This is a genomic window from Acinetobacter sp. BZX-2, assembly GCF_055179795.1.
The window spans coordinates 1,580,746-1,598,811 of record NZ_CM143686.1; the positions used below are offsets into that span (position 1 = coordinate 1,580,746).

At 38.0% G+C, this 18,066-nt stretch carries 15 protein-coding genes; 11 read left to right on the forward strand and 4 right to left on the reverse strand.

What is annotated here, in order from left to right:
• Positions 1–393: an MCR_0457 family protein gene (locus ACY45D_RS07365; protein WP_463109097.1), complete on the reverse strand. Its 393-nt coding sequence runs from the start codon at positions 391–393 to the stop codon at positions 1–3.
• A 506-nt stretch (positions 394–899) separates the two neighbouring features.
• Positions 900–1,265, reverse strand: coding sequence for an MCR_0457 family protein (locus tag ACY45D_RS07370; RefSeq protein ID WP_463109098.1), 366 nt, complete (start codon positions 1,263–1,265; stop codon positions 900–902).
• Positions 1,266–1,383: 118 nt separating this feature from the next.
• On the opposite strand from ACY45D_RS07370, the gene surE reads away from it, so the two are divergent.
• The 3 genes from surE (at position 1,384) to ACY45D_RS07385 (ending at position 4,144) form a co-directional block, all read left to right on the forward strand.
• On the forward strand, positions 1,384–2,169 hold the full coding sequence (gene surE, locus ACY45D_RS07375) for a 5'/3'-nucleotidase SurE (protein WP_463109099.1): 786 nt from the start codon (positions 1,384–1,386) through the stop codon (positions 2,167–2,169).
• A 104-nt stretch (positions 2,170–2,273) separates the two neighbouring features.
• Positions 2,274–3,116 carry a peptidoglycan DD-metalloendopeptidase family protein gene (locus ACY45D_RS07380; RefSeq protein ID WP_463109100.1) on the forward strand — a complete coding sequence of 281 codons (843 nt, stop codon included), beginning with the start codon at positions 2,274–2,276 and terminating at the stop codon, positions 3,114–3,116.
• Between the two features lie 95 nt (positions 3,117–3,211).
• Positions 3,212–4,144 (forward strand): LysR family transcriptional regulator, encoded by a 933-nt coding sequence (locus ACY45D_RS07385; RefSeq protein ID WP_120384356.1) that lies wholly within the window; start codon positions 3,212–3,214, stop codon positions 4,142–4,144.
• 132 nt (positions 4,145–4,276) lie between these two features.
• Here the strand turns inward: ACY45D_RS07385 and ACY45D_RS07390 are convergent, their stop codons facing one another.
• Complete coding sequence (locus ACY45D_RS07390; protein WP_463109101.1) at positions 4,277–5,488, reverse strand: acetylornithine/succinylornithine family transaminase; 1,212 nt, start codon at positions 5,486–5,488, stop codon at positions 4,277–4,279.
• Between the two features lie 161 nt (positions 5,489–5,649).
• Between ACY45D_RS07390 and grxD the strand changes: the two genes are divergently transcribed.
• Positions 5,650–5,994, forward strand: a complete 345-nt coding sequence (gene grxD, locus ACY45D_RS07395) for a Grx4 family monothiol glutaredoxin (protein ID WP_463109102.1) — start codon at positions 5,650–5,652, stop codon at positions 5,992–5,994.
• Positions 5,995–6,197: 203 nt separating this feature from the next.
• Here grxD and ACY45D_RS07400 read toward each other — a convergent pair whose 3' ends face one another.
• The gene (locus ACY45D_RS07400; protein ID WP_463109452.1) at positions 6,198–8,783 is read right to left on the reverse strand and encodes an AAA family ATPase; all 2,586 of its coding nucleotides are present in this window, start codon (positions 8,781–8,783) and stop codon (positions 6,198–6,200) included.
• A gap of 226 nt (positions 8,784–9,009) precedes the next feature.
• Here ACY45D_RS07400 and ACY45D_RS07405 point away from each other — a divergent pair, with 226 nt between their 5' ends.
• The 7 genes from ACY45D_RS07405 (at position 9,010) to ACY45D_RS07435 (ending at position 17,855) form a co-directional block, all read left to right on the forward strand.
• Positions 9,010–11,154 (forward strand): AmpG family muropeptide MFS transporter, encoded by a 2,145-nt coding sequence (locus tag ACY45D_RS07405; protein WP_463109103.1) that lies wholly within the window; start codon positions 9,010–9,012, stop codon positions 11,152–11,154.
• Between the two features lie 214 nt (positions 11,155–11,368).
• Positions 11,369–13,567 (forward strand): YncE family protein, encoded by a 2,199-nt coding sequence (locus ACY45D_RS07410; protein WP_463109104.1) that lies wholly within the window; start codon positions 11,369–11,371, stop codon positions 13,565–13,567.
• A 117-nt stretch (positions 13,568–13,684) separates the two neighbouring features.
• Entirely contained in the window at positions 13,685–14,086 is a 402-nt protein-coding gene (gene gloA, locus ACY45D_RS07415) for a lactoylglutathione lyase (RefSeq protein ID WP_463109105.1), read from the forward strand.
• Positions 14,087–14,301: 215 nt separating this feature from the next.
• Positions 14,302–15,309 (forward strand): bile acid:sodium symporter family protein, encoded by a 1,008-nt coding sequence (locus ACY45D_RS07420; protein ID WP_463109106.1) that lies wholly within the window; start codon positions 14,302–14,304, stop codon positions 15,307–15,309.
• A 202-nt stretch (positions 15,310–15,511) separates the two neighbouring features.
• Positions 15,512–15,736, forward strand: a complete 225-nt coding sequence (gene rpmE, locus ACY45D_RS07425; RefSeq protein WP_004831212.1) for a 50S ribosomal protein L31 — start codon at positions 15,512–15,514, stop codon at positions 15,734–15,736.
• Between the two features lie 329 nt (positions 15,737–16,065).
• The gene (locus tag ACY45D_RS07430) at positions 16,066–16,965 is read left to right on the forward strand and encodes an alpha/beta fold hydrolase (protein WP_463109107.1); all 900 of its coding nucleotides are present in this window, start codon (positions 16,066–16,068) and stop codon (positions 16,963–16,965) included.
• Between the two features lie 68 nt (positions 16,966–17,033).
• Positions 17,034–17,855, forward strand: a complete 822-nt coding sequence (locus ACY45D_RS07435) for a helix-turn-helix domain-containing protein (RefSeq protein WP_463109108.1) — start codon at positions 17,034–17,036, stop codon at positions 17,853–17,855.
• The last annotated feature ends 211 nt before the right edge of the window (positions 17,856–18,066 follow it).

Sequence of the window (18,066 nt, forward strand, 5' to 3'; positions counted from 1 at the left end):
TTAATAGTTGTAATCAACGACTTCTTGACACATTTCTTTATTTTCTTTATCTCCAAAGCGTTTTGATTCAGCTTGAATCTGTTTTAAAGAATTTTTGAAATCTTTTTGCTTACTGAGTTGTTTGATCGCTTCTTGAGGGTTTGCTTCGTTTGGTAGAACTTTTTTCAACTCGATATTATAATTGTGATTAAATTTTTTACTGTCTTTATCATCAATCAGAGATGGACAAATTAAAGATAAATTATAAACAGTTGCAATTTCATCAAGAGAAATCTGTTCTTGAGTTACATCAATATTTTCCTCACTCGCAGCTTTATTTGGAGCAGCAAAAGATTGTGTCATCAGGAAACTACTTGCTGAAATAAGACTTATAGAAAGCATTTTTAAAGTCATACGCATGATTAAACTCATCAACTTAAGAATGGGCATAGAGTAAACTTAAAAACGGTGAAAAATATAGAGATAATGTATCGATGTTGTAGATTTATATGAATTTATAATATGTGAATACATGCAGAAACAAAGAATTATATAAACTTAATTCATAGGGGCTGTTGGCAATTCGTCTATGTTTGCGACTATGCGTGTTTTTTAGGCGATACTAGGCGTGAAATACGAAATTTAGTCATTCTAAATGAGTAGTTCACAACAACGTAGCGTCAAAAAACACTCTAGTCCCGCTGCGCCTTGCGCTACGAACAAAGCAGTGCTTTGTTCTTGCTCAGGTTGTGGCTAAAATTATCTCAGCCTTCGTTATGAAACTTGAAAATAGTCTCACTATTCTCATTCATGCTTTACGACGTATACGTCTCATGCTCAATTTTAGCCTACAACGCAAGCAATTTATGAAATGTCAACAGACCCTAATGTTCTACATGATAGGTATGCTTTGCTAATGCTTAAGATTCAAGGCTTAGAACGTCATTACAAACGACTTTATGTTCTTCACCATCAACTTCTTTCGCACTAACTTGAGCTTCTTTAAACGCTGCTTGGTATTCAGCATCTTGTTGCAATTGTTCAAATGTCGTTGATTTAGAAAGTTCTTTTAATGAACTTTGTGTTAATCCTTCAATTTTACTTTTTAAAATAGGATTATTTCCAATCAAAGCAGGGCATACTTCAGCCAATACTTGAGTTGAAGCAATATCTTCTTTAATGATGAGGTCTGCTTCTTGTTTGGTTAATGTTTCAGAAAATGCCGACTGAGTGCAAAGTGTGATGAAAGCTATGGAAAATGTACGAATAAGAGAACGTTTAATCATCTTTTTTAACTACAAATTGATTTAGAATTGAGTGCATAACTATATATAATCGCTGAATAAATTTAAATCGATTTGTTCAATAGAAATTGAATAAAAGACGACTGAAGAGTAGACCAAAGTGAATATTTTAATAGCAAACGATGATGGTGTATTTGCACCAGGTATTCAAGCACTTGCAAAAGCATTGCGACCATTGGGTCGAGTAGTCATTGTTGCACCTGAAAGTGAACGTAGTGGTTTTTCAAGTGCGCTTACATTAGATCGCCCACTGAGACCAATCCAAATCGCCCCAGATATGTGGGCGGTCAATGGAACACCAGCAGACTGTGTTTATTTGTCGATGAATGGCTTATTTGACTTTGAGTTTGACTTGGTCGTGAGTGGTATCAATAGCGGAGCGAATCTAAGTGATGACGTATTGTATTCTGGCACTGTTGGGGCGGCCTTTGAAGGGCGCTTAATGAAACAAGCTGCGATAGCTGTTTCATTGGCTGGTAGTAATGTACGCTCTTATGATCATCCTGACGATTATGCGCAGGCTGCTGATTGGGTTTATCAATTCATTGCCAATGGATTACCACAACTCCCAGAACGACATATTTTTAATATTAATATTCCCGATGTTGCCGAAATAAAAGGGGCACAAATTACCTATCAAGGCAGAAGAATTCAATCTAAACCGATCACCAGTCATGTAGATCCACGTGGGCGACAAGTCTATTGGATCGGTTTAGCAGGTGAGGCAGTAGTAGACCCAGAGAAAAATCTACAAAATATTCAATCGGACTTTTTTGCAATCGCAAATGGTTTTGTCAGCATCACACCGATTCAGATGGATGCAACCAATTATGATGTATTGGAATCGTTGCAAAAGCAATTATCTCATAGTCATTTTGATGTATGAATGTTATAAGTTTGTGAAAAAGCACTGTCAAACGGTGAAAGTTAATTGTTTTTTGCTAATCTTAGCAAAATATTTCAAAATTTAAGATGTAGAGAGGGAAATCAATGCTTTTGGCTACACAGCTCCAAATTCAAATGCCTAAGCTATGGATAAAGACGATTTTTTTAGCAGTCGCAGTCACTTCTACATTGCTTGTTACAGGTTGTGCATCTAAGCCACAAATTAATAATCCAACGCGTTATGCGGTTGCACCTGACTATTATACTGTTCGCTCTGGTGATACGCTCAGCGGTATCTCTATGCGTTATGGTTTAAGTTATATCAGTGTTGCAGAAATGAATGATATTGCGGCACCTTATCGAATCTATGTTGGGCAATCAATTCGTTTGAAGAAGTCGGGCAATAATGTCAATCGTCCTGCGACTCAAGCACTGAATACTGCACCTCAGATTCAACGTCAAACGATTAATTTACCAACGCAACAGCCTGTAGCACCTCCAGTTACACAAACAGCGCCTACAACGACAACTGCGCCAGTCGTAACAACGCAAGTACCAGCTACGCCTGTAAACAGTTCAAGTTTAAGATGGGTTAAACCGTCAAATGGGCCAGTGATTGCTAACTTTAATGTAACAAATAATATCAAAGGCTTGCGATTTGGCGGTAATCAAGGCGATCCAGTGTTTGCAGCAGCCGATGGGCAAGTGGTATATGCTGCAGATGGCTTGAAAGAATATGGTAATCTTGTACTAATAAAACATATCGATGGTTACATAACTGCATACGCTCATAACAGTAAAATGTTAGTGAAAAGTGGTCAAAATGTTAATGCAGGGCAAAAAATTGCAGAGATGGGTTCTTCGGGTGCAAATAGCGTCATGTTAGAGTTCCAAGTACGATTAGATGGTAAACCTATCAATCCTGCAAATATTTTACCGCTAAGTTAATAATTTTGATGCAAAGTGTAATTTTCTTCGTATAATACAATGAGTTGTTTTGAATGAAAAAATGTGAAGCAACTCATAATTTCAGAGGGAAATTTATGTTAGATCAACTTCGAGCAATGGGTGTATTTGCTTGTGTTGTTGAAAAAAGCTCTTTTAGTGGTGCCGCGCGTGATCTCGGTATTACGACAAGTGCAGTTAGTCAGCAAATTCGATCTTTAGAACATGAAATGGAGGTGACTCTTCTACATCGTTCTACACGGAAATTGAGTTTAACTGAGGCTGGTCAAGCTTTTTTCCACAGCTGTCAAGAAATGCTTGCTGCGGCAGAGCGTGGAAAAATCCGTATTAATGAGTTGCGAGACGATTTAGTCGGTGATTTACGCATTGCGACCACCCCGGAAATAGGTGCAACACATGTTGTGCCTGCATTATCACATTGGATGTCTGCACATCGTGGTTTGATGGTTCATTTTGAAGCAGATAACCAATATATCGACTTGATTCAAGAGCGTATTGATATTGCTATTCGTATGTCTTCTAAAATGGAAGATTCGAATAACTTAAGCTGTACGCCTTTGGCACGAGTGGATCAGATCTTAGTTGCATCGCCAAGTTATTTAAATCAAACTTCACCTATTTCACGTCCTGAAAATTTACAGAATCATGATCTGATTCCAATAAATATTCTGAAAAATTATCAACATTTTTCATTTCAGCACGGTACAACAGGCGAAGTCGTTAATTTAGAGATGAAGCACCGTCTTCAAACAAATAATGTATTTATTGCAAAATCTCTGTGCCAAAATGGACATGGGATTGCACGCATTCTTTATTTAGATGTGCAAAAAGAATTGATGAATGGGACATTGGTAGAAGTATTGCCAGAGTGGAAATTACCAACTTTCACTTTGAGTGCGGTAACTTTAAAACGTGAACAACAGCCGATGAAGATTCATCGTTGTTTAGACGCTTTAAAACAATACTTTGGTCAATTACCAGGCGGAAGAATCTTTCAAGAAGCTTCGTGAAAGTTCGAGTCTAAATAAAAAAGCCGCTTTATAGCGGCTTTTTTATGCTTAAAAATTTTGCAGGACTTTTAAACTCAGCCTTTGAAATGATGTGAATGAAGCTCTTAATGCTTCATTCACTATTTCTAGCCTTTAAGCTAAAAACTTTTTAATGGCTGGAACAAGACGCTTTAACAGATCATCAGCTTGTTGGTGATTCATATTTAAAGCAGGAAGCAAACGAACAACATTACCAGAAGTAACATTGATAATAAGATGATGTTCATCACGTGCAATATTCACAAGTTCAGCACATGCTTTTGGTAATTCAATACCAATCATCATACCGAAACCACGGACAATCACATCTTGATCTGCAAGTTGAGTGCGGAATTGTTCAACAAGATATGCGCCGATTTCAGCCGCATTCGCAACAATATTTTCCTTCTCAATCAAATCAATGACGGTGTAAACAATACGAGAACCCAAGTGTGTTCCACTGTACGTTGAGCCGTGATTGCCTGGCGTGAGCACGCCCACAGCACGGCCTTGTGTCATTACAGCACCAATAGGGAAGCCATTACCCAAACCTTTAGCTGTGGTTAGAACATCGGGAACGATATTGGTATGTTGATAAGCAAAATATTGACCAGTACGTCCATTACCTGTTTGTACTTCATCAAGCATCATTAACCAATTGTGTTGATTGCAAATATGACGAATTTCTTCAAGGTAACGAAAACCTTGTGGTGCGGTATTTACGCCACCTTCACCTTGAATCGGTTCAACTAGAATCGCCACAATATCAGGATGTTGAATAGCTGCTTCTTCAATCGCTTCGATGTCTCCAAACGGAACACGAATAAAACCTTCAACCAAAGGTGCAAAGCCTTCTTGAACTTTTTTATTGCCCGTTGCAGACAATGTTGCAAGAGTACGGCCATGAAAAGATTGGTCTGCTACAATGATTTTAGGCGTGCTAATGCCTTGTAAATGGGCAAATTTACGTGCAATTTTAATTGCACCTTCATTTGACTCTGCACCACTATTTGAAAAGAAAATTTCTTCCATACCTGAAACTTCTGCGAGTTTTTGAGCCGCAGCAGTTTGCCAAGACACTTCGTAAATATTACTGGTGTGGATTAAAGTCGCTGCTTGTTCAGCAATCGCTTCTGCAATAATAGGATGTGCATGACCTAAGCCACAAACAGCAATCCCTGTAAGTGCATCAAAATATTCAGTATTATCTTCTGTGTAAAGATAAGAACCTCGTCCTCGAACAAAACTGATCGGTTGACGGCTAAATACAGACATCAAGTGGGATGGTTGATCAGGTTGTATTGGAGCGAGGGTGATGTTGTTCATGACTAACTCTTATCTGTTAGGAATAAAAAGAAAGAGTCATCTAACCAAAGATTGGCAAAGATTTAAAGCCTAAATACAAATAAAATTGGAAATAATCGTCAAGACATACTCTTTATTGTGGATTTAGGTATAATGCAGGCAGATGAGTTGAGGATTTATCAATGACTGAACAAGCGCGTGATACAGAAGCGTTAATTCGCGATCAAATTGCTAAACATGCAGTACTTCTTTATATGAAAGGTACTCCGCAGTTCCCACAATGTGGTTTCTCTGCTCGTGCAGTTGAAGCTCTTAGTCAAATTGGTCGTCCATTTGCTTATGTAAATATCTTGGAAAATCCTGATATTCGTGCACTTTTGCCACAAATTGCAAATTGGCCGACATTCCCACAATTGTGGATCAACGGCGAGTTGATTGGCGGTAGCGATATTATGCTCGAAATGTTCCAAAATGGTGAGTTAAAACCATTGGTTGAACAGTATAGCCCTGCATCTGAAGCTCAATAAGCTGAAGATCTTAAAAAAGCACCGAAAGGTGCTTTTTTATTGTCAAAATTTATCTTGCAGTTTTTAGATGATTACTCATTATCACGCATAATCAAAGCTTGATTTAAGCGCATTAGTTTAATTTTTTGTCATTACAAAAGAATGACGCCCTGAATAGCAGAGCGTCATTTTATTCTTAACTAAGCTTGAGGATAAAGCTAAAATTATTTACTTTTATTCTGCTTCTCAATCAATTCGACAGGACTCGCCTCTACAACAGCCGTTGCTTCGGTTTCAACCTTTTTGTCTTTTTTGGCCTTCTTCTTTTTTTTCTTTTTCTTCGGCTTTGTCTCGATTTCTATTCCATCTTCAAGCGCTTGCCAGTATTCAAGCTGTGCCATGACAGCAGCATAGATTGAACCTTTGGTGTAACGACCTTTTTTATCTAGTGTTCCTACAGGACGAGCCATCAGTATTTCTAGAGCTTGGTCGATGGTGTCAATTGCATGAATATGGAATTGCCCAGCTTCAACAGCTTCAATCACATCTTGACGTAACATCAAATGTTGCATGTTTTGACGAGGAATAATCACACCTTGTTTATGCGTTAAGCCTTGTAATTTACATGCATCAAAGAAACCTTCAATTTTTGCATTTACACCACCAATCGGTTGTACTTGACCCAATTGATTCATTGAACCTGTAATTGCCCAAGATTGATCAATCGGTAATTGGCAAATTGCGGATATCAAAGCAGAGAGTTCAGCAACTGTGGCGCTATCGCCATCGACTTGTCCATAACTTTGCTCAAAAGCAAGTGCAGCAGAGAAGTGTAAGATTTGTTCACGACCAAAATGTGCTTTTAAGAAGCTCGACATCAGTAACACACCTTTGGCATGTAGAGAACCGCCTAACTCAACACTACGTTCAATGTCTAGAATGTCGCCACCACCTTGATATACAGAAGCAGTTAAGCGAGAAGGCAAACCAAACTCAACATCTGCATAGTGAATGACTGACAAGGCATTGATCTGTCCTAAACGATGCCCACGTGTTTCAATCAATTGTGTACCACGGGATAAATCCTGCCAATACAGCTCTCTTAAATAGCCTAAGCGATATTGACGGTGTTTGAGTGCGGTATTGATATGATGAGAGGTCACCAGCTTTTCACCAGATTGTGCAGCATGGTGATGCGACTCACGAATCAAATCACCTAGGGTTAAAGCATGTAATGACAATGAACTTTGGTCTTCAGCTTGACGGCTTGAATCTGTGAGTAAAGCCGCAAGAGCAGAGCGATCAAAAGGTAATAATTTATCTTGTTGAACATAATCAGCAATCAACTGCATATAGGCTTGTTCATTGTCATCATTACGTTGCAAAGTGTCAGTAAAATCTGCACGGATTTTAAAAACACTGCCTAGTTCTGGTTCAAGCTCTAAAATTTCATAATAAATTTCAGGTTCTGCAAGTAAAACGACTTTTAACTTCAACGGAATAGATGCGGGCTCAATGGAGATGCTTCCTGTTAAAGTCAGCATGTGCTCTAAAGATGAAAGTTTTAATTGTCCAGACTTTAAAGCACGTTTTAAGCCTTGCCATGCATAAGGTTGTTCTAAAAGTTGTTCAGCTTCTAAAATTAAAAAACCACCATTGGCTTGATGCAAAGAACCTGGTCGAATTAAAGTAAAATCTGTCGTAATCGTGCCATTTTGGGTTAATTGTTCAACATGACCCAATAAGTTGTAATGTGTTGGGAAGTCTTCAAAAATAACAGGTGCACCTGAATTTGGTTTATTACTGACAACAACATTGGCTTGGTAGCGTGAAGGAACACGGTTAAACAGCGCAGGAGAAAACTCTTCACCTTCTTGGTCTAAAATGGTTTCGACATTTTCAATAATATCGGCAGCATAGAGTTTTAGGTACTGTTCAAGCCCTTGCACGGATTCAAACTTATTAAGAATGACTTCCATACGAGGAATCACGACTTGTTTGGCAATATCACGATTAAGCTCAGAAACCTTATCTCGTGCTTCATCTTCAAGATCGCCCAGTTGTAAACCTAAACGTTCTAATTTTTTATCCATATAACGGATATTAGAATGAATTTCAGCACGCTGTTTGCTGTTCAATGCATTCATGTCTTCTTGCGACATTTCTAAAACCTCATCATTTTTGACATGAATCGGTACAAAGATATGCTCATCATGTCGATTAATCAGTTTTAGATCTAAATCTTCGCCTTCTTTTGTCAATTCAACCAATGCCAATTGTTGTTCATTGCCAGTCACTTGACGGATTCGTTCGATATGATTGTGGTATGTTTCAGCGCTAAAACGGCGTTCAAGCTGTTTAAGAATGGTTTGCCATGTTTGATGAATTAAACTTTGAAATTTACTGCCTTGGCTTGCAGGAAAGCGTAGTGCAATTGGTTGTCTTGCATTCTTAAAATTATAAACATAAACCCAATCATCAGGCGTTTGCATGGTTTTAGCATGTTGCTGAAGTAAACGCTTAATCATGGTGCGTTTACCCAAACCTGCTGTTCCCACTGCAAAAATATTATAGCCAGAATAAGGCAAAGCAATACCTGCTTCTACAGAAGCTTTAGCACGATCTTGACCCAAAAAGTTATTTAAGGGTTTGATTCTTCGCGTAGACGAAGGAATCGTTGCAAAATTAGGAATATGCGTAAGTTGCTCAGCTTTAAGCGCAGTTAAAGCCAATGTATTTTGAATTTCCGTTTGATCAAAAGCAGTTGCTAAGTTGTTTTCAATTTTTTGTAATGCGGTTGTGGTTGTCATATTAGAAACAGTGGTTGAACTTAATTGATCGTGTCTTTGCGTCACAGGTTGAATCCAAAACAAATGAAGGTTTAAAAGTTAAAGGTATACAGGATTGGGGATAAAGATCAAGCGCCAAAAGCGGAAATATCTGTAAATGCGTACAACAGTTGCATAAAAATGATTGAAACTCTGAGCATTAAGCGGTTGAATAGCACTATTTCATTTTTCAGAAAATAATAACGCAATGACCACACAGTCTACAGGTTGGAAATCTGCCTTTACCGCATTTCTTGATCGCCGTGCAGCTATTATGCTGTTTTTGGGTTTTTCAGCAGGTATCCCAATCCTTCTGATCTTCTCTAGCTTATCGCTATGGTTGGGTGAAGCTGGGATCGAAAAAAGTGCAGTAACTTTTTTTAGTTGGGCTGCTTTGGGCTATTCCTTTAAATTTGTTTGGGCGCCTCTAATTGATGAATTGCCCGTACCATTTTTAACCAAGAGTTTAGGTCGGAGACGTGCTTGGTTGCTGATCGCACAAATACTCATTATCTGCGCAATTTGTATCATGGCATTTTCAGATCCAGCACTTGGACAAAGCTATATTTATCAAATGGCGGTTGGTGCGGTGTTGCTCGGCTTTTCCGCAGCAACGCAAGACATTGTTATCGATGCTTATCGTATCGAACTTGCTGAAACTGAAATGCAAACGGTGCTTGCCTCTACTTATAATGCGGGATATCGCATCGGGATGATTGTTGCAGGTGCAGGTGCACTGTTTCTTGCCGCATCATTAGGCACAGCCAAGGGTAACTATATTTATGAAGCTTGGAAATACACCTATTTAACCATGGCTGCTGTGATGGTGGTTGGTATTATCACCACATTAAGCATCCGTGAACCAATGGTTAACCGTATAGATAAACATTATAAAAATATTGATTACTATCGCTTAGTGTTTGTTTTTATTGTCGCTGTCGCAAGTTTTGTTTGTTTCTACATTTATTCAGATGATGTTGTTCAGTATTTGCAAACACAGTGGGAAATCAAAGACAGTTTCTTGAAATTTTTAATGGAAGCGGTTCGCTTTTTAGGTTCAGGTGCAGGAGCTATTTTTGTTGCAACATTACTCATCCGCATGGGTGTTGTGAATAAACAAATGGCTTATGAAACTTGGGTCAATCCGATTGCTGATTTCTTTAAACGCTATGGGGTTAAACTGGCTTTAGTTTTATTATTGTTGATTGGTTTTTATCGAGTTTCTGACATTATTGCGGGGGTGATCTCCAATGTGTTTTATCAAGATTTAAACTTTAGCAAAGAACAAATTGCAGAAGCTGTCAAAATTTATGGTGTAATTTTTAGCTTAGTTGGTGGCTTCTTAGGTGGTTTACTTGCACAACGTATGAACATTATGAAATTGATGTTCGTCGGGGCAATTTTGGCAAGTTCGACCAATTTAATCTTTATCGGTTTGGTGAAATCAGGTGCATCTATGCAACCTGTTATGCTACAAGTGGGTGAAAAACAATATCAGGCTCAACCTGATGAAGTGGGTTATTGGAAAATCCTCGTTCCAAACCATGATTTAGCGCAGGCGAAGCAGATTCAAGTCAATGTTGCACTTGCAGATCAATCTGAAAAAGCTGAATACGTTGTGCCTTATTTAACAGACAATGGTACCGCACAAATTCAAATCCTACCTGTGACCAGTGATAATCAATTATCAGCAGCTGAATTGAAGCAAAATGTTGTCATTAAAGGGCAACTTGTAAGTGTGCAAGCGGCTGAGTTAAATACAGAACAACCGATCACTTTAAGGTTAGATGGACAAGAGTATTCTGCAAAACTAGATAAAGATGGCATGTTTACTGGGACAATTGATGGTAAAAGTTTACAAAATTCTGCTTCAAAAAATATCATCGCAATCGCCAACTTTAATGAAGCACACGCGACTTTAAATGCACAGCAGAATTATCAAATTAGCAATAACAGAACAGCTTTAGATGTCGACATTCAGCCGATTCCAGCGGTAAATTCACAGTCTACAGGAAGTACTGAAATTAAAGGTAAAGTGATTGAGCAGTACAGTTCAGCTTGGCTTTATTTTGCAATTATTGTCGATAATCTCGCTTCAGGTTTAGCAGGTGCAGCATTTATCGCATTCCTTTCTAGCTTGACCAGTGTTTCCTTTACAGCAGTTCAATATGCTATTTTTAGCTCATTGATGACCTTAACACCTAAAATTCTAGGCGGTTATTCTGGAACGATTGTGACCAATATTGGTTATCCGAAATTCTTTTTAATGACCACTTTAATTGGTATCCCAATCCTCATTCTTGTAGTCTGGGTCGCTAAACTCTTGAGAGAACATTCAAATCGTCAAATTTAAAAAACTGAACCATTAAAGTATGAAAGTGATGATTTCACTCTTATGCTTTACTCAAACCTATTTCATTTGAACAGTGAAATAGGTTTTTTAAATTTAGAGTGTGATTTATGTTTGAAAATAGGTATTTATAGTGATCAATTTAATTTTAATATCTATATATTGATCCATAATTTTTGTTAATTTGTGTAGGTTGGATTTTCTATTGGGGAATAGGATGAATAAGCAACTTTTTGCTTTAAATTTAGCCATAGTATTGGCATTGTCAGGATGTGGTGGTGGAGGGGGCTCTGAACAAACAGAAAATAATTCAGGTGGTACCAATGAAACCATACCAAAACCACCAACTGAAAATAATAATGAACAATTTATTTTATTAAAACAACTACGTACTGCTGATGCTGCATCAGAGTTAAATTCGCGTACGTTCGGCTTAGATGAGTGGAACCCGCGAGCGATTGCAAGAGATAGTGATGTATTGTATATCGCCAATAGCAATGAAAAATCTCAAATTTTACGCTATGACTTAAAAACTAAAACTGTACTTACAGCAATAGACCCTGAGAAAATCACAGGTATTTTAAAACCATGGAATACTTTAAACGATATTAGTATCTACAAAGGGCGTTTATATGTTTCATCCTTTCCATCAAGTCGTGTCGATGTTCTAGATATCAGTACAGGAACGCCACAATATGTCATGGCGTTAGGTACAGGACAGTGGTGGGGTGATACAGCAAATAGCGCAATTGTGCATACACATTCTGTGACTGCGAATGACAATTACGTTTTTTCAGCAGATATGGAAAACCGTATTAATGTCTGGTCGCAAAGTCAGGTTGTTGCAGCAAATAGTTTAAAGGCTCGAAAATACGCACGCTTGGTATTGCCAAAATGTGAGCGAAGCTGTGTTGTACGCCTAGAAGCGGTTGGAAATTTACTTTATGCCAATTTAAGTAATGGTAATACCTTTGTTTATGATGTGAGTCATTTACAACAAGGTGCTGTTGATGTTGCAGCAACGCGCCAACAGACAGGTATTGCGTCTGCCAGTCATCTTGCCAATGATGGTTTGCTGTATGCATTACGTAGCTCTGGGGCAATAGAGACTTATCCAAGTGATCAATTAACAACGATAAGTAATGTATTACCCAATGCTATTGATCGTGTCACATCTTATCGCGTACAAGGTCAAGATCAGTCTCAGAGTTTGGCAAAAACCACCGATCTCGCTGTTTATGAAAATAATTTGATTGGTTTGGTCAATAACACAGTCATTGTTATGCCTTTACGTGTTTTGCAGCAACGGAAAACAGCGAAAGTAGCGAATCCATTACAATTGCAGCAAGCACAAAAAGTCAGTAGTTATAAGATGTTACAGGATGGTGAAAGTTGGGAAACGCTCACGAATCCGAATCTACGCCATGTGATGATGAATGAGATTCTCTCTGCAACGTTGAACAGTGATACCGTTCAATTACAAAGTTACAGTGCCATTCCTGTTTCGGATTTAGAAATTCAAGCAAGGCTTAAAGGTACTGAGCAATGGATGGTTTTGGCTAAACTGGATCAACTTGATGCTTTTTCAAATGTATCATTAAAATTGAAAATAAATGATGATTCACGCTTTAATTTAGTCGATGGTTCAGGTTCGATTCAATTGGCGGGTTTAAGTCAGTTTAACCAACTACCTAGTGATTTATTTGATTTAAAAATTACTTCGAAAACAGATACGCATGTTCAAAAATTGTCGAAAATCAAAGCCAAATGGAATATTTACTTTGGTACGTATAATCCTGAAGCAGACTCAAAATGGTTGAGAATTACACCATTATATGCACGTGAATGGGTCATTATGATGACTAATTTTGCCTATACATTAAGCAGCCCTGAATTTGAACATCTTTGGTTTAACCATAAAAAAGTCATGGGATATGATTTTTTTGGCAATGGTGGCATGGTTGATGGAGAAAATGGTTACTTTAAAGACGCTGATTATACGCGCGTCTATCAAGAAATATTTGATCGTGGTGGTATCTCTCTAGGCATTACCAATATGGGTGGTGGACTCGGTGGTGGTGCGGTTTTAGGCGTTGATCCTTGGATTTATTATGGTCACTATCGTTGGTCAGGCTTAGGCATTGTTGCACATGAGTTTGGGCACCATTGGGGAAGTCATAGTAGTGCATGGGCAAATGGTAATTATGGTTTCCAACCGATGGTTGGCGATCTTCATTTTTACATGCAACATCAAAATGATTTGCCGTATTTAGATCCGAATGCCAATAAACTTCATTTGGCAAACGCGGCGGATTTATACGGCAATGTTTCAACAAATATTGTGAACAAAGCACCAAACAGTTCACCGTGGAATAAAATTGACCAGTATTTTGCAGATTATCCATTGAAAAAATAAACACCAAACGAAGTAAAAGCAGCCAAACAATGGCTGCTTTTACTTTGAGTAAATTGAATTCTTTAACGGTATTGCCTATATTGACAGGCTATATTTTATAAAATAGGAAAATCAATCATGCGCATGCTGCATACCATGTTACGTGTAGGCAATTTAGAACAATCTTTAGCGTTCTATACTGAAGTACTCGGTATGACTTTACTTCGCAAACGTGATTATGAAGAAGGTCGCTTTACTTTGGCTTTTGTGGGTTATGGTGATGAAGAGAGCAATACAGTGCTAGAGTTGACGCATAATTGGGACACATCAAGTTATGAGTTGGGCAATGCTTATGGTCATATCGCGATTGCCGTCGATGATGCTTATCAAGCTTGTGAAGAGATTAAAGCACGTGGTGGAAATGTTGTTCGTGAAGCTGGGCCGATGAAGGGTGGCGTGACAGTAATTGCTTTTGTTGAAGATCCAGATGGTTATAAAATTGAGCTGATTCAACAAGATCATGATGCTCGTAACAATTAATTATGATGATCGTTGAATAGCATGAAATATTCAGAAAATTGTCATAAAACACTTAAGTAAAAGCCTAAGTGTTTAAATGAAATACTGAACATTTTGTATAAAAGCTAGCTTAATTTATTTAGCTCAGTAAGATAAATATTTTACCCAAGGGTAAAGTTTTGATTACTGAGCTTTTTTATAAGCTTTCAATTTTATTCAAAAGATAGGATGCTCAAGTGAAAATGTTAAAAATATTGGCTTTAGATCGCTTTACTTGTCTTTTGGTGCTCATGGTCATTTTAGCTACATTTGTACCAGTGCATGGGCAAGCCGCTATGGTTTTTGGCAAAGTGACGACCTTTGCCATCGCCATTTTATTTTTCTTACATGGTGCAAAACTTTCCCGTGAAGCTGTTATTGAAGGCGTTTTACATTGGAAACTTCACGCGTTGGTCTTTGCATTTACATTTGCATTATTTCCTATCATTGGATTGTTAGCTAAGCCTATTTTAGTGCCATTATTGGGACAACAGTTGTACTGGGGTTTTTTGTTTATGTGCTTTTTACCCTCAACGGTACAGTCGTCCATTGCTTTTACTTCAATGGCTCGGGGGAATGTAGCAGCTGCAGTGTGTAGCGCTTCATTTTCAAATTTAATTGGTATGTTTATTACCCCAATTTTAGTGAGTTTATTTATTTTTGGGCAATCTAAGCATGATTATGATCCAACCTCATCAATTATTGAAATTACTTTACTGCTGTTAGTACCTTTTATCGCAGGGCAATTATTGCGACCCTATGTTTTCCCACTCATGCAAAAAAAGCCCAGTATTGTGAAAACTTTTGACCAAGGTTCTATTTTGATGGTGGTTTATGGTGCTTTTAGTGGAGCGGTTGTCGCAGGGCTTTGGCAGCAGGTGAGCTGGACGACACTGATTTATCTGATTTTAGCGTGTTCGGTTTTTTTAACGATTATCATGTTATTGGCATTCTTTATTCCCAAATGGCTTGGGTTTAATCAGCAAGATCAGATTGCTACTTTTTTCTGTAGTTCTAAGAAAACGCTTGCCAGTGGTGTGCCTATGGCACAAATTCTGTTTATCGGTCAACCGCTCGGCATGATCGTTTTGCCGATTATGATTTTCCACCAAATCCAGTTGATGGTTTGTGGTGTGATTGCCAATTATTGGTCGAAGCAAAAAACGACTGAAATGCAAATTAATCAAGATTCTGTGTTGGATTAGTCGCATTTGGTTAAAAACTTCAGTATAATACGCTCCACTTGTTGTGCTTAGCTCTGACACTTATAGTCTCGGTGGGCCAAAAGAAATGGTCTGTTGTGGTGTTAACCTGTTGAATTTATTTTTAAATCAACTTTCCTCAATTTTATTGAGAGTGGTTAATTGCGATGACAGCAAAACCTTTCTTAACTTAGGAGAATCGACCATGCGCGCCGATATTCACCCAAAATACGAAAAATTAGTTGCTACTTGTTCATGTGGTAACGTTATCGAAACTCGTTCTGCTTTGGGTAAAGAAACAATTTACCTAGACGTATGTTCAGCTTGCCACCCATTCTATACTGGTAAACAGAAGAATGTTGATACTGGCGGTCGTATCGATAAATTCAAACAACGTTTTGCTGGTATGTCACGTTCTGTTAAACGTTAATATCGCGAAACGAAAAAACGGGCTTAAGCCCGTTTTTTTGTGTCTAAATTTTGTGTATGTATAAGTGATCTGTTTGTTAAAGCATGTTTTTAATTAGGTATTGAATCTTAATCAGGCGATATAAGAACTATCATTCTAAAAGAAATACTATTATGCGCTCATGGTGTTTATCTAAATCTTAATTATCGAGCGAGTATCTCATTGTCTTATAACTCGGTCGTCTTTTATCTTGTCTCCTTAACTCTTTTATAACTACCTGATAGGTAGTTGCGAGTGTATCAGCATTGACACATGATCATATCTCTTATAACTCAAAGAGAGTTTTCATCATGTCGCTCAGTCATATACGTACTACAGTAGAACAAACATCCTATTCATCAGCAGCACAAGCTTTTCTCACAGTTCCTATTGAGCACATCAAAGTAGACGATGCAACTTTTGCCTTACGTCGTTTTGGTCAGGGGCCTGCATTATTGTTGATTCATGGATTTCCCTTAAGTGGCTTTACTTGGCGACATATTCTACGAGGGCTTTCGGCGCATTTTACTTGCTACGTACCAGACTTACCTGGGCTTGGTGATTCGATTTGGCAGGACAACACAGATTTTAATTTTGTAGCACAAGCAAGTCGCTTGAAAAAAATGATGGATATTCTGGAAATTTCAAAATATAGCATTATTGCGCAGGACACTGGTGCCACGATTGCTCGTTGCCTGACGTTACAAGATAGTCAGCGTGTCCAGAAATTAGTGATGATCAATACTGAAATATCATTTCATCGTCCACCATGGGTTGTCGAGTATCAAATACTCACTAAAATTCCTGGGGTGGCGTTGATATTTCAACAATTATTGCGATCACGTAGCTTTCTTAAATCATCTTTAGGTTTTGGTGGTAGTTTTCAAAATATGGCATTGATGAACGATGAGTTTTTACAGCAATTTATCGCACCATTGGCAGATAAAACTCGTTTACGAGGGCTTATTGCTTATCTGAATGGTATTGATTGGGATGTTGTAGATGGCCTTGCTGTACGACACCAAGCTATACGTCAACCTGTATTATTATTGTGGGGTGAAAATGATCCGACCTTTCCACTAACTTATGCAAAAAAAATGTTACCTGAGTTTCCTAATGCGATACTTAAAATTATTCCAGACTGTAAATTATTACCTCATGAAGAACAGCCAGAAATGGCTCTAGTCACCTTACTTGAATTTCTTGGGTGAGAATAAGCGTGTAATATATTGTTTTATATTGCAATGAATAAAAATAAATTTTAATGAGATAAACTTTTATGGATATGAGTACGCGATCTGTTATAAGTTTTGGTCAAAGATTAAAGCACCTACGTAAGTTGCGTGCGCTTAGCCAGCTTGAACTAGCAGAGTGTTGTGGTATTTCACAAAGACACCTTGCGTTTTTGGAATTAGACAAATCGAATCCCAGTCGGCGTATGGTGCTGGATTTAGCCGAAACACTTCGTTTATCAATTGATGCTCAAAATACACTGTTATTGGCGGCGGGTTTTGCTGCTGTATACCCAGACACAGCATGGTCAGATAAACGTTTGGAATATATTGATCAGGCTGTAGAGATGATTCTTGAAAAGCAGGAACCTTACCCAGCCATTGTTGTCGATCGATTGTGGAATATCAAACGAACCAATCGAGCGGCTGATGCATTATTTGCATGGATATTCGATTATCCAATGACAATTCCAGCAGATATTTTGATTGGGCAAAATTTGATAAGACTGATGACAACTGAGGCTTTGCAACCTTTAATGCCAAATGCTATTGCACTGGCGCGAGAATTATTGGTAGCCACACGAAGGATGTTTGATTCTTCAATAGAAACATTAAATGAGCTTGAGTTGCTAGAAAAAGAGTGCGGTATTCATAAAGAGCGCAGTATTCAAACTATGCAGCCTCCACCCTTAGATTGGCCAGTCATTCCAGTTATACTAGAAAAAAATCAGGTTAAACTATCTTTGGTATCTACAATCACATCATTTGGTGCGCCTCGTGACTTAAATCTACAAAATATGTTAATTGAAAGTTTTTTTCCGACTGATGCTGTGACTAAAGCTTTTTTTCTAACACTCCAAAATCCATAGTAAGTATAGATATTGCGAACATAAAAATTGATATTTAATACAGTGTTGGAATCAAAGATGTTGGGGGTGAGTTTTTCTAAGTGTAGTAAAACATGTTTGCTCAGTTGAGCAGTAACAAAAATGGCTATATTTACACAGTTGTTCTCGATGATTGTTTATGTAAAATCATCTGTCGGATGATGATTACGAAAAGCTCCCATGCTTTGCATGA

Excerpts from the sequence above, each read along its gene's own strand:
- ACY45D_RS07365 (WP_463109097.1), bottom strand. The coding sequence starts at position 393 with ATGACTTTAAAAATGCTTTCTATAAGTCTTATTTCAGCAAGTAGTTTC.
- ACY45D_RS07370 (WP_463109098.1), bottom strand. The coding sequence starts at position 1,265 with ATGATTAAACGTTCTCTTATTCGTACATTTTCCATAGCTTTCATCACA.
- ACY45D_RS07380 (WP_463109100.1), top strand. The coding sequence starts at position 2,274 with ATGCTTTTGGCTACACAGCTCCAAATTCAAATGCCTAAGCTATGGATA.
- ACY45D_RS07385 (WP_120384356.1), top strand. The coding sequence starts at position 3,212 with ATGTTAGATCAACTTCGAGCAATGGGTGTATTTGCTTGTGTTGTTGAA.
- ACY45D_RS07390 (WP_463109101.1), bottom strand. The coding sequence starts at position 5,488 with ATGAACAACATCACCCTCGCTCCAATACAACCTGATCAACCATCCCAC.
- grxD (WP_463109102.1), top strand. The coding sequence starts at position 5,650 with ATGACTGAACAAGCGCGTGATACAGAAGCGTTAATTCGCGATCAAATT.
- ACY45D_RS07400 (WP_463109452.1), bottom strand. The coding sequence starts at position 8,783 with ATGACAACCACAACCGCATTACAAAAAATTGAAAACAACTTAGCAACT.
- ACY45D_RS07405 (WP_463109103.1), top strand. The coding sequence starts at position 9,010 with ATGACCACACAGTCTACAGGTTGGAAATCTGCCTTTACCGCATTTCTT.
- ACY45D_RS07410 (WP_463109104.1), top strand. The coding sequence starts at position 11,369 with ATGAATAAGCAACTTTTTGCTTTAAATTTAGCCATAGTATTGGCATTG.
- gloA (WP_463109105.1), top strand. The coding sequence starts at position 13,685 with ATGCGCATGCTGCATACCATGTTACGTGTAGGCAATTTAGAACAATCT.
- rpmE (WP_004831212.1), top strand. The coding sequence starts at position 15,512 with ATGCGCGCCGATATTCACCCAAAATACGAAAAATTAGTTGCTACTTGT.
- ACY45D_RS07430 (WP_463109107.1), top strand. The coding sequence starts at position 16,066 with ATGTCGCTCAGTCATATACGTACTACAGTAGAACAAACATCCTATTCA.
- ACY45D_RS07435 (WP_463109108.1), top strand. The coding sequence starts at position 17,034 with ATGGATATGAGTACGCGATCTGTTATAAGTTTTGGTCAAAGATTAAAG.